Annotated in this window: 9 protein-coding genes; 4 read left to right on the top strand and 5 right to left on the bottom strand. The window is 37.6% G+C overall.

Features of this window, described 5'->3' with window-relative positions; translation table 11 throughout:
• Positions 1–2 precede the first annotated feature (2 nt).
• Positions 3–731, top strand: a complete 729-nt coding sequence (locus tag VXS03_RS04950) for an oligogalacturonate-specific porin KdgM family protein (RefSeq protein ID WP_327762313.1) — start codon at positions 3–5, stop codon at positions 729–731.
• An 84-nt stretch (positions 732–815) separates the two neighbouring features.
• Here the strand turns inward: VXS03_RS04950 and VXS03_RS04945 are convergent, their stop codons facing one another.
• Complete coding sequence (locus VXS03_RS04945; RefSeq protein ID WP_327762312.1) at positions 816–1733, bottom strand: DUF808 domain-containing protein; 918 nt, start codon at positions 1731–1733, stop codon at positions 816–818.
• A 772-nt stretch (positions 1734–2505) separates the two neighbouring features.
• Between VXS03_RS04945 and speA the strand changes: the two genes are divergently transcribed.
• Together speA and speB are read left to right on the top strand one after the other, a co-directional pair.
• A complete protein-coding gene (gene speA, locus VXS03_RS04940) occupies positions 2506–4425 on the top strand; it encodes a biosynthetic arginine decarboxylase (RefSeq protein WP_327762310.1) in 1920 nt (639 codons plus the stop codon).
• 103 nt (positions 4426–4528) lie between these two features.
• On the top strand, positions 4529–5446 hold the full coding sequence (gene speB / locus VXS03_RS04935) for an agmatinase (protein WP_327762308.1): 918 nt from the start codon (positions 4529–4531) through the stop codon (positions 5444–5446).
• Positions 5447–5558: 112 nt separating this feature from the next.
• Here speB and VXS03_RS04930 read toward each other — a convergent pair whose 3' ends face one another.
• Positions 5559–5918: a diacylglycerol kinase gene (locus VXS03_RS04930; protein ID WP_327762306.1), complete on the bottom strand. Its 360-nt coding sequence runs from the start codon at positions 5916–5918 to the stop codon at positions 5559–5561.
• 127 nt (positions 5919–6045) lie between these two features.
• Positions 6046–7653 (bottom strand): phosphoethanolamine transferase EptA, encoded by a 1608-nt coding sequence (gene eptA, locus VXS03_RS04925; RefSeq protein ID WP_327762305.1) that lies wholly within the window; start codon positions 7651–7653, stop codon positions 6046–6048.
• Positions 7654–7913: 260 nt separating this feature from the next.
• Between eptA and VXS03_RS04920 the strand changes: the two genes are divergently transcribed.
• Complete coding sequence (locus VXS03_RS04920) at positions 7914–8321, top strand: NUDIX hydrolase (RefSeq protein WP_327762304.1); 408 nt, start codon at positions 7914–7916, stop codon at positions 8319–8321.
• Between the two features lie 135 nt (positions 8322–8456).
• On the opposite strand, the gene ygjK is transcribed toward VXS03_RS04920, so the two are convergent.
• Both ygjK and VXS03_RS04910 read right to left on the bottom strand, forming a co-directional pair.
• Positions 8457–11087 carry an alpha-glucosidase gene (gene ygjK / locus VXS03_RS04915; protein WP_327762303.1) on the bottom strand — a complete coding sequence of 877 codons (2631 nt, stop codon included), beginning with the start codon at positions 11085–11087 and terminating at the stop codon, positions 8457–8459.
• Positions 11088–11764: 677 nt separating this feature from the next.
• A complete protein-coding gene (locus VXS03_RS04910; RefSeq protein ID WP_327762302.1) occupies positions 11765–12769 on the bottom strand; it encodes a tetratricopeptide repeat protein in 1005 nt (334 codons plus the stop codon).
• Positions 12770–12818 lie beyond the last annotated feature (49 nt).

Here is a 12818-nt window from a genome sequence, read left to right as displayed (position 1 = left end):
CAATGAATACCATCACTAAAGTAATCCTTGCAACGACCCTTTTTTCAGCAACAAGTTTTAGTTATGCCAATGATTACAAAACAACGATTGAGTATCGTCATGAGTACCGTGATGGTACTAATCGCCATGGCGATCGTATTAAAGCGTTTTTAGATACTGGCAAGAATATTGGTTTTGAATTAGATGCGCGTTACAACAATGACCAGCTTAATACCATGTTTGATGGTATGACAATGAATGGCTCTGAGTTTTCAGCGTTTTACTACAAAAAACTTACTGATAATATCGTTGGTATTGGTGGTCTTTCACTTGATTTCACACCTGATGGTCTGGTCTATGTTCCTTACGCACGTTTAAACTACCGCTTTGATAATGGTATTCGTGTTCAGGGTCGTTATAAGTGGAAATTCTGGGACTATAATCAACAGAATCAAAACCAAGAAAATTACATATCTAAAATCCAAGAAGTCGATTTTTGGCTAGGCTACAACACTAATAATTGGGACTACCAATATGAGTTCCAAATTTGGCAAGAAATGGAAAGCAAAGCATTGCCACAATTTGATGATAAAGACACCAACTACCTACATAACTTCCGTTTAATGTACACCTACAAAACAGCTGAAGGCACAATGTGGCGTCCATTCGTAGAAGTGGGTAATGTTAGCCAAAGCCGATATACCGACAACCGTCAAACACGTTACCGTATGGGTATTAAATACACTTGGTAAAAAGTAGATAAGAATAAAAAAATGCCAGTGATATTGCATCACTGGCATTTTTATTTATAAACTTAAAAAGTTAACGCCAATAAATTAATGGGATGATTTACCACGTAATTTATTCACGATTGTTACAACAAGCACCACGATAGTACCCGCAATCACACCCACGACACCATTTAATAACGGGGTCATAATGCTATGGGAACCAGGGAAAACCGCCAACTGTGCTACATGTTCTACCAGTGTATGTATTTGTGGAATACTATGAACCACAATCCCCCCTCCCACTAAAAACATCGCAATAGTACCGACAATCGCTAATGTTTTCATAAGGTAAGGTGCAACATTTACTAATAGCGAACCAAAGCTACGCTGAAAGCCTGCGTCTTTACTGTGATTTACCAGATACAGTCCTGCATCATCAAGCTTTACAATACCAGCAACAACACCATAAACACCGGCTGTCATTACAAATGCAATTAAACTCACCACAATCGCTTGAGTTAAGAATGGGTGATTTTGTACAGTACCTAAAGCAATCACAATAATTTCAGCCGATAAAACAAAATCTGTTCTTATTGCACCTTTTATTTTTTCACGCTCATAAGCCACTAAATCAACCTCTTCTGTGGCTAATTGTTCCGGTGCTTGTTGTGTTTCTTCATCACCATGAGAAAATAATTTCTCTGCAATTTTTTCTACGCCTTCAAAACATAGAAATAAACCGCCTAATAATAACATTGGCATAATTAACCATGGTGCAATAACACTGATTAATAATGCTGCAGGTACTAGTATTAACTTATTTTTAAATGAGCCTTTTGCAACACCCCAAACCACAGGTAACTCTCGCTCAGCGCGAACACCAGAGACTTGTTGGGCATTGAGCGCCAAATCATCACCTAATACACCAGCGGTTTTACGTGCTGCCACTTTGGTCATTAATGCAACGTCGTCAAGAACGGTTGCGATATCATCAAGTAATGTTAATAAACTTGCGCCAGCCACTGCATACTCCTCACTAAGAACCCATACGGTTCTAAATTAACAATTTCGTATTTATAAATATAATAAACGGATTAAAGACATTATTTGTAACCAAGTATTACCATTATATACTATTTACTCCAGTTAATTTTCAATGAGAATAATTTGGTTTTACCTCACTAAATTGCAGCGATAAGTCATTAATAAATAAACCAGAATAATCATCAAACACCCCGTTGTTATGCTGGCTTAATTATTTAAATATTGGTTTTGCATCGTAATAATCATCTTTCATCATAACGATAAATCTTTTTTGTTTGCGCTAAAAACAATTCAATTGTCTAATCGCAACGCACCCATCATTGGTTTGAGGTGTAGACTGAGATTGCATCGGGCATTCTTATTCCCTGTCATACTGTGCTTGTTGTAACAGCACTACCTTTAAGGGTAATGACAATGAAAACTCTCGCAGCATTATACTCGAGGGCTTTTTTTAGCCTCAATAAAGTATGCGTTAACGCAATAACTAAAACCAAACCTAATCAATCAAGAAGATCATCTCGTTTGTTCATGACTTGTAATGATGATTCCAGTTCAGGTAGTCCCAGAAGCTTGTAATTGAAAATGCTATACGTTATTTACAACGTTATTAGATTTCAATAACAACATACTTTTATTCTGACCATTATCGCGTCAGGCATCACACTATTTCGATATTTACTGCAGCCGTGCAGGGATGTTTATCATCTGTATTTTATGGCTGACGTATTTTCGCTCAGGAAGAGATTAAACAATGAGTGATTGGACAATTAATAATGCCCGTAATGTTTACAATACACCTTACTGGGGTCAAGGCTACTTTGATATAGCACAAGACGGTTCTGTTATCGCCCGTCCTGATGTTAATAATCCAACCAATACTATCGGGTTATCACAACTTGCCGATGAATTAATTGCGGCAGGCGCGTCATTACCAGTGTTAGTTCGTTTTCCCGATATTCTTCACCACCGCGTTGACAGCTTATGTGGCGTTTTTAATCAAGCGATTGAGAATTATGGCTATCAAGGCGAATATCTTGCAGTTTATCCCATCAAAGTGAACCAACAGCAAGAAGTCGTTAGTGAGATTTTAAAAAGCCAATATGCAAAACAGCAGCGTCAATTAGGCCTTGAAGCAGGTAGCAAACCAGAGCTAATGGCTGTGCTTGCAATGGCACAAGAAGCAAGCTCTGTGATCGTGTGTAATGGCTATAAAGACAGAGAATATATTCGATTAGCGTTAATTGGCGAAAAGCTCGGTCATGAAGTTTATATCGTGCTAGAAAAGCTCTCTGAACTAAACATCATCTTACAAGAAGCCGCAGAGCTTGGTGTAACACCTCGTTTAGGTATTCGTGCTCGTCTTGCCTCTCAAGGTAAAGGTAAATGGCAAGCAAGTGGCGGCGAAAAATCGAAATTTGGTTTATCGGCATCACAAGTATTAACGGTTGTTAATGCTCTACGTCAACGTGACATGCTTAATTGCCTGCAGCTATTACACTTTCATTTAGGTTCACAAATCGCCAATATTCGTGATGTTCGTAATGGTGTCGGTGAAGCTGGTCGTGTTTATGCTGAACTTAAAAAATTAGGTGCTGGCATTTCTACAGTTGATGTTGGTGGCGGCTTAGCGGTTGATTATGAAGGAACGCGTAGTCAAAGTAGCTGTTCAATGAACTACAGCATCAATGAATATGCAAATAATGTAGTCTATGTTTTAGGTGATATTTGTAAAGAATATAACATGCCTATGCCACGTATTATTTCCGAATCAGGCCGTAATCTCACTGCCCATCATGCGGTTTTAATTACCGATGTAGTGGGTATTGAAAGTTACAAAGTAGAATCGATCAATCCCCCCGCTGAGAATGCGCCGCATATTTTGCATAATATGTGGCGTTCTTGGAAAGAGCTAACCGAACATACCGATCACCGTTCATTAGTTGAGCTTTATCATGATAACCAAAGTGATTTAGCCGAAGTTCACTCTCTCTTTGCCGTTGGCATGATCAGTTTTATTGATAGAGCATGGGCTGAACAAGTCAGTTTACGTTTATGTCATGAATTAGCTCAAACACTATCAGCTCAAAACCGTGCTCATCGACCACTATTGGATGAATTACATGAACGTTTAGCGGATAAGTTTTTTGTTAATTTTTCTCTGTTTCAATCATTACCAGATGCATGGGGCATTGAGCAAGTGTTCCCTATTTTGCCACTAAGTAATTTGAATAAAGCCCCTGAACGCCGTGCCATTATTCTTGATATCACCTGTGATTCCGATGGCACAATTGATCAATATGTTGAAAACCAAGGCATAGAAAGTACCCTACCCGTACCAACATGGAGTGATGAACAACCTTACCGTATCGGTTTCTTTATGGTTGGCGCATATCAAGAAATTTTAGGCGATATGCATAATTTATTTGGTGATACTGATACTGCGGTTGTGCGTTGTACTGCAGATGGTAACTATAATATTGAGAAAATAGATCGTGGCGATAACGTCGGTGATGTATTACGTTATGTACACTTAGATTCTAATGAATTTTTACGTCAGTATCAGCTAATGGCGGCACAACATCTTGCTGAAAATGAACGTGAAGCAATTCTTAAAGAACTAGCCGATGGGCTTGAAGGATATACCTATCTAGAAGATGTTCGCGCTATTTAAGACTAAAAACTTAGTCGCCCTATTTTAGAACACCCTATTACTATAAAGGTCGTAATAGGGCTTTTAGTGGGCCTTCCGCCCTATATTGTTGTTGGAGAAAACCATGGCAACACTAGCTAATTACCCAGATTATTCTTTATACGCCAACGCTTTTGGCTTTTTACGTCAACCATTAGATTTTTCGCCAATGTCATCTGATGCTGACGTTATTATTACTGGAGTACCGTTTGATATGGCAACCACGGGTCGTTCTGGTAGTCGTATGGGACCTGGTGCAATACGTCAAATTTCAACCAACCTTGCATGGGAAGGTAAACGTTGGCCGTGGAATTTTAGCCTTTTAAAATCCATTAAAATTGCCGATTGTGGTGATTTAGTATTTGATTGTGGCGATGCAGGTCAAATGTGTGAGCGCTTAGAGGCTCACGCAAGCGGCTTATTAGAACAAGGGAAAACACTGCTTACTTTTGGTGGTGATCATTTCGTTACTCTGCCGTTATTGCGTGCTCATGCGAAACACTTTGGTAAAATGGCATTAATTCACTTTGATGCCCATACCGATACTTACGATCAAGGCAGTAAATTTGATCATGGCACGATGTTCTATCATGCACCTAACGAAGGATTAATTGATCCGACGCATTCGGTGCAAATTGGTATTCGTACCGAACACAGTGACAAACTAGGTTTTAATGTTATCTCAGCCGATACCGCCAACGACTGGAGTGTGGCGCAGATTGTTGAAGAGATAAAAGCGACCGTTGGTAATATGCCAGTTTACTTAACATTTGATATTGATTGCTTAGATCCGGCTTACGCACCAGGTACAGGTACGCCTGTTTGCGGTGGAATAACATCAGATAAAGCGCTAAAAATCATTCGTGGTTTACAAGGTATTAATTTGATTGGAATGGATGTAGTTGAAGTTGCACCTGCATACGATCATGCCGATATTACGGCATTAACCGCCGCGACTATAGCAACAGATTTATTGCATCTTTGGGCGACACAGAAACAATAAATTATGCAATATGATAATCACGTAATCCAATAGCTATATAATAGCATAAAAAAACGCCAGTATTTTAATGATTAATAATACTGGCGTTAATTTAGAACTTAATTAAGAGTGGCTATAAAAACAAAATACTGCCCCAAATAATTGCCACCAGCACTAACGCAACAAAGACCGCAGCCGAACCAATATCTTTTGCTCGACCACTTAATTCATGACGTTCAGATCCAATACGATCCACCACCGCTTCAATCGCTGAATTAATTAATTCGGCAATAACAACAATAAATAATGAGCTAATCATCATTAATCGTTCAAGTTTTGTTACTGGCATAAAAAACGAAATAACCGTCATTACAACTAATAAAATACTCTCTTGTCGAAAAGCGGCTTCATTAATCCATGCTGCTTTCAAACCCTGCATCGAATATCCAGTCGCATCAATAATACGTTTTAAGCCTGTAGCACCAGGTTTCATCGTTAACTCTCTTTCTTTTTTATTATAAGTAAATAACTCACTTACGGTAAATAATACCCTTTGAGCAATAAAACAAAAGCAAAAATAGTCTTACTGTATTTTTACTCATTATTTCATCAAAAAGGCCCTATTGCCGACACTGAGCAAATATATCTAATTTAGCATTGTAAACTTTTGTTTTAACATCCATCATTCCCAATAATGAATGGAATAAATTATCTTGTGAAAAACCGCCAGCCATGGCTTCACGTTGCAAACATTGACGATTTATATGCTGACTGTGCTGATAAGCTGGCGACAGCCATAAAATTAATGGCACCGTCGTTTGTTCTTTCGGCGCAATGGAATACGGCAACCCATGTAAATAGACCCCATCTTCACCTAATGATTCACCATGATCGGCCATATAAATCATAGCTGTATTAGCTTTACTGTCGTCTTTTTTAAGCATATCAATCACACGACTTAAAATATGATCGGTATATAAAATGGTATTATCGTAGGTGTTTGTTACTTGCTGACGGCTACACTGTTGTAAATTACTGGTATTACAGGTTGGCTTAAATATTTTAAATTCTGGTGGGTAACGATCATTATATGTCGGCCCATGACTACCGATAATATGCAGTACAATAAGGGTGTCTTGTTTTGCATTATCAATTTTTGCTTGTAAATTTTTAAGTAAAACTGCGTCATAACAAGTACCATCATGACAAAGTTTAGGATCAATCTCAGCATTGATAACAATATGCTTCACTCGATCACATACCCCTTTACAACCACTGTCATTATCTTTCCAAAACACATCAATACCCGCTCGTTGCAACACATCCATGACAGAATCTTGATGACGTACCGTAATCGCATCGTAATTTGATTTATTCATCACAGAAAACATACAGGGTAATGATACAGCTGTCGCCGTGCCGCACGATTTTACATTTAAAAAACTGATCACATTACGTTTTGCTAACTCAGGGTTTGTATCACGATCATAGCCATTTAATGAATAATTCATTGAGCGAGAGGCTTCACCTACCACCATAACAACAACATTATGTTTATCACCTTGATGAGTGTTTTTGGCATCTAATCCAATGTGCGTAAATGGCATTTTAGCTTCAATAAGCTGGTATTTCGCATAACGAAATGTCGCTGAAATATAATTGGTCGGATTAATCAGTGCTTTGATTTCAGAGTGGTTACGTACTAATGACGCATAATCTTTATAATAACCCGCAGCAATAACAACAATAACTAATAACGAAACAATAATACTCAAACTACGGGCAATTAATTCTTTTACTATTGGACGATAAACAACATTAATTCGCCATAAAATAACAATAGGAATAATGGCAATAACAGCTATCCATGCCAAACCAACAATCGAAAAATAACTACTAGCTTCAGCAGAGTTGGTTTCAAATATATTAACAATCATGCCGTAGTCAAAATACACCCCATAGTTATACATGGCATATGTCGCTAAGCTTGAAAAGAAAATCATTATGGTAACTAGTGGACGTTGTATCCATGGCCACAATAATAAATTAAATATAATATTTAATGCTGCAATAATAAACAGCGGAATGGTCGCAATAAAAACCATATCATTAGTAGTGTTTTTTAAAAACAATTCACTTAAATGTTTCCATAAAGTTATGTTTTGTATAGCAGCAAAGAAAACAGCAACGAGTAAAATATAGTTGATGCTGGTTAAACGAAATTTCATTATGGAGTATTCCTAATATTTCATAACGATCACATAAACTACCAGCACATGAATGGTGAAAAACCACTGGTAAGCATAGAGCCAACCATGGCTATCATTGTTCCATTAAGAGCGATGATTATGCCTATAAATATAACTAATAGACATGCATCTAAACAATTCGATGAAATTTATTTATGAAAACATAGATTACTATAATCATAGCTCGTATTTTTATATTAATGAAAACTGTTACACTGGAGGCAGTAAAGGAGAATACTGTGAATATACCTCAACCTATTGATAAACTTGCTTGGCTTTATATTGAACAGCGTAAATTACTTGCCGTACGCTCATATGGAAAAACACTTTATTATATTCCAGGCGGAAAACGTGATCCTGGTGAAACTGATGCTCAAGCATTAATTCGAGAGATACAAGAAGAGTTATCCGTTGATCTCATGCCTGAATCGCTACGTTATGCCAATAGCTTTCAAGCGCAAGCCCACGGTAAAGCACAAGGTGTAATGGTTAACATGACTTGCTACTTTGGCAAATATACTGGCAATTTATTACCCGCATCTGAAATTGAAGAAATTCAATGGCTCACTAGTAATGATAACGATATTAGCTCTAGTGCAACATTAATGATCCTTGCATATTTAAAAGCGCAAGATTTAATCGATTAACCTTCACTAAATTCCGTTATTGGTCATCGTAAGATTATCCCTATAAAAAACGCCAATACACAAATATGTATTGGCGTGATTTAAAGGATACAAGGGGAAAAGTACCCTGCTTCTACTCAATAAAGCTTGATTGCCTTATTTTAGAAAATCATTGTAAAGCATGTATAAATGCGCTGAACTCCAAGAGAAATTATTTGCACCTTGTACGGCTCCCGTTTCTGGGTTGTAGTTCTCTTGAATTGGTCGATCTAGAGTAAGCCCTTCTGCATTTTTAAATAGCTTATTAACCATTTCATTCGCTTGATCAGTATAACCATAGTTCGTCATACCTTTTACACCAAAGTAGAATTGATCAACCCACACACGACCGCGCCAATAAATATCAGCCCCATAAGCAGGGTTATCTTTTGCTGCTGTACCTAATGGCACTTTAGTATTAAATTTCGTGGTATCCATCATATTTTTCACAACAGCAGCGGCAGTCATATCATCAGCCGCACCATTAAACAGTGGTGACCAACCTTCAGCCCCCATGCCACGCGCAACAATCGGGTTACCCGCACAACCATTATTTAATTGCGCCGCTTCAGTAGGATTTATATTAATGTCATAGTAAAAACCAGTGCGACTATCAAACATACACTGATTAATGTAGTTTTTCGTTTCCACTGCTTTTGCAGTAAAATCAGCCGCAGCCTCATTACGACCTAATGCAGTCGCAATTTGTGCCAAGAATTTATTATCACTGTACCAGTATGATGCTTGGTCAACAGATTCTTGCATTAGTGAATAACCCACTAATTGACCACTATCATCACGGTTTTCACTAAACTTAACCTGCCAATCTTTCTTTGCTTGGTTTAATTTAGCCGTATTATCTTCACTCGTATTGGCATACGTTACTTGTTCACCATTCACAGCATAAGTATTATCAAACCCATGTTGTTTATGAGCATAACGACCAAGCTGATCAACAAGTGCAATTTCATTAAGGTCCGTTAAACCTTGAGCATCAGCAATTGTGTCAATAAAACCAAACACTGCAGCATCATCTCGCCCTGACTCCCATGATGCCGCTGTTTGTGCAGGACTATGGATATCAATATAATTAAATGATTCTAATAATTTATTATATTCAGTAATGCCTTTAGCTTGAATCCAGTTATCAGGATCAGCCGCCGTTTTATATTCATAGATTAACTGACCATCTTCGGTTGTATGCGCAGGATCAACCGCAGCACCATACTCAGGAATACCGTTATTATTGGTGTCACGTGCTGTTAACCACCAATTATGGTAATCAACCAATTTCGGATACATTTCTTCTAACCATGCTTGAGCATCATCAGCACGGTTATATTTATCTTTTAAGGTTGTATAAACCTCCCACACCGCCCATGACGCTAATGATGGCTTAGTATTACGTTCATTCCATGATTGTGAGTCATTCATTTCGGTTAAACCAAGCGCATCACCACGCTCTTTAGACATGTTCATACCAACCACATCGAGCAAATAACCTTTATCATAAGGACGCAATATATCGTCGGCTTTTACTTGATGCTCAAACACAGTACGAATGTTATTCATCGCTAAATCAGGATTAAAATGTGCCATAGCATAAGCTTGTTTCCACGTATCCCACGGCCATGTTAAGTTACCAGAGAACCAACGCGCAGTAACCGATGGGGTCACCGTATCATAACTAACAAAACCAGCAGGGCTACGCCAATTAGCGGTCAATGTTTCCATTGCTTTTACCGCCACCCGTTCTTGAGCTGCGGTGGCATTTTTATTGACTAAACCATGTTGAAGATATTGTTCCCAACGCTCAGTGGTTGCATTCATATAACGAATAGGGTGTTGTAAAATATCATTAACAACGGTTTTTTCTTGTTGCCACTCATCAGCAGTGAGCGTATGAGTAAATACGGTATAAAGTGTATGGGTTGGTTCAGCGCCAATTTCAGCTACAGATTGATATTCAAGGCCATTAACATAGGTAGTCGTGGCTATATTACGGTGAATATTAAAGGCAGAACTACCACTAGTACGAACCGTCCATGAATCACGTTCCTTACCAAAAGCAATATCAATGTCACCGCTATCATTCGACGTCATTACACGGGTCAAATTCGGTAATTGTTCTGCAACAGTTGGCTTATATTTTGGATTAGATTTACCGTCTTTGGCATAATAACCATCAACCAGTTTACCGTCCCACACGAGTTCTAAATTTTCACCCGTCGTATTAGTAATAATCGTTTCAACAATCGATGAACGTGAAGATACAAACTGTAACTTCATTTCAACTTTAATACCGTCAGCGGTCATTGTTTGAATCAATGCGCCCGGAATACTATAAGCTTCAGCACTAAAATCGACAGGCTGACCTGCTTTTAATATTGATAACTTATCAAAATATTCAGCAACAGAGGTGTTATATTCTTCAGCAATGGCTGTCGCGCCAAAACCACCTTTATTTTCAGGGTAGGCTTTTAAATCCGGTAATAAATGTCCATGCCATGCACCATCATCATGCAATGGAGTATAAACCATATGGTCGCCGACACCCACTTCAATTAAATGTTGAGGTGTACCTGTTCGATCAAGAATATTCTTAAATTTCAATGCTATTTGTGGTTTTTCTTTCTCTTCACTGGTCGAATTGACATTATCGTCTGTATTACACCCAGCAGTAAACATTAACGAACTCACAGTTGCTGCTAATAAAGTTTTTTTTGCCAACGTCGATTGTTTAATCATTTAAAATCCCCCGAGATTTAATGATGAGCTGCATCTTATAATTATTCGTACAGCTATTTTTGTGGGCAGAATACACCCCGTATTCTGCAATTGCGGAGGATAATAAAGATAAAAAAAACAACTAAAATTGAAGTAAATCACGTTTATTATTTTACTAAAATTGAGCAAGCAAACTCGCCTGAAACATTTTGAAACACTTTTTATTAAAAAAATATTCTATATAGGAAGGAATATCACATTATAAAAACAAGACCTAAAAGGAATACAAATTTCCATTATTAATAACACTATAAAATAAGCGTGAGACTATTATTTATTCAGAAAATCATGTGATATTGATACAAAAAATCGGTTTGATAAAGAAAAAGAATGCGATCCTCTATCCAAAAATCAAATCACTGCCGAAAAAGACACTTTATGTAACTTTTGTAACTATTTTTAGTAAATAACGTAACAGTTAAACGGTCATTTTTTTAATAAAAATGTGAGTTTCATCACTGGTAAGAATAATCACCAACGTACAACAATTACGTTTATTTTATATATTGGTTATCTCTATGACCGTTTTTATTGAAATACATGCGATATAAAAAATAAAAGCCGAGTATTTTACTTATACTCGGCTTTAATATGAAAACGTAATGATGTCTATTTAGTAAATTTCATTGATATCAACATCATAAATTACGACGTTTATTTAGTTCTTCAATCACTGACTTCGGTGCTACTTTTGCTAGCTCCACGATACATGCATTCGCTTTTTCATTATCATGCCTAATATAAATATCACACAATGCATAAAGTTGTTCTGGTGCACCAGAAATTAAATAGGCTTTTTCAAACGATGCTATTGCTGCGGTTAAATCAAGATCTTGATGTAATACACCATTAAGGTACCAATAATAGCTATTATTATCCGCCAACATGGTCGCTGTCGTCATAGATTCAGCGGCCGATTTCTTTTGTTTTAAACGCACTTGAGTCAATGCTTTTGCATAATATAGACTCGCTTCTTTTGGTAATTGCTTGATGGCTTTATTTAAAACAACCAAAGCCTCTTCATCTTGATCTTGAGCGCGATAATTATCAGATAAATTAAGCCAAATTTGGCTATTTTGTGGATCGCGTATGATTAATTGTTGATAAATAGCGTCTGCTTTTTTCCAGTCGCCATGCCAACGATAGGCATCAGCCATTAACAACTGCTGCTCCGGTTGATGCTGCAAATACGCGACAAGATTCTGATATGGCGCTTCCATTTTATGTTTCTGAACGATACTCATCGTCGTGTAATTACGTAACAAATTGACCGTAGCAGCCCGACGAACACTTAACTCTGGATCATTTAAAAGTGGCGCAAGCATACGCCACCGATGTTCAAATTTATATAATTTTGCCCCTGTAATTGCCGCTTGACGAAGAACAGGGCTCGATTCTTTCAAAGCACGTGCAACAGCAACTAAACTGTTTTGATTAGGATATTGAGCTAATTGACGCAGTGCTTCGGCACGTTTTTCAATCGTTTCATTTTTATTTTGAGCGACATATGCAAGTTGTTGTTCTATTGGCATATTCTGAACTTGATTTGCAGCTGTTGCATCGATGGCAGCATAGGATGGAGTAGAAAAACTCAACACTCCCATTAATCCTATCACTGCATATTTTTTTATCGCATTAGTCACTGATAACACTCCATACTATAACCGTCTTGATCTACCGCGATTAAGCAGA

This window comes from Photobacterium sp. S4TG1, assembly GCF_036040035.1.
Lineage (GTDB): Bacteria > Pseudomonadota > Gammaproteobacteria > Enterobacterales > Vibrionaceae > Photobacterium.
This window is presented reverse-complemented; position numbering and strand designations above follow the sequence as displayed.

What these genes read in the sequence shown, in the direction of transcription:
- speA (WP_327762310.1), top strand. Translation starts at nt 2,506, where the DNA reads ATGAGTGATTGGACAATTAATAATGCCCGTAATGTTTACAATACACCT.
- speB (WP_327762308.1), top strand. Translation starts at nt 4,529, where the DNA reads ATGGCAACACTAGCTAATTACCCAGATTATTCTTTATACGCCAACGCT.
- VXS03_RS04930 (WP_327762306.1), bottom strand. Translation starts at nt 5,918, where the DNA reads ATGAAACCTGGTGCTACAGGCTTAAAACGTATTATTGATGCGACTGGA.
- eptA (WP_327762305.1), bottom strand. Translation starts at nt 7,653, where the DNA reads ATGAAATTTCGTTTAACCAGCATCAACTATATTTTACTCGTTGCTGTT.
- ygjK (WP_327762303.1), bottom strand. Translation starts at nt 11,087, where the DNA reads ATGATTAAACAATCGACGTTGGCAAAAAAAACTTTATTAGCAGCAACT.
- VXS03_RS04950 (WP_327762313.1), top strand. Translation starts at nt 3, where the DNA reads ATGAATACCATCACTAAAGTAATCCTTGCAACGACCCTTTTTTCAGCA.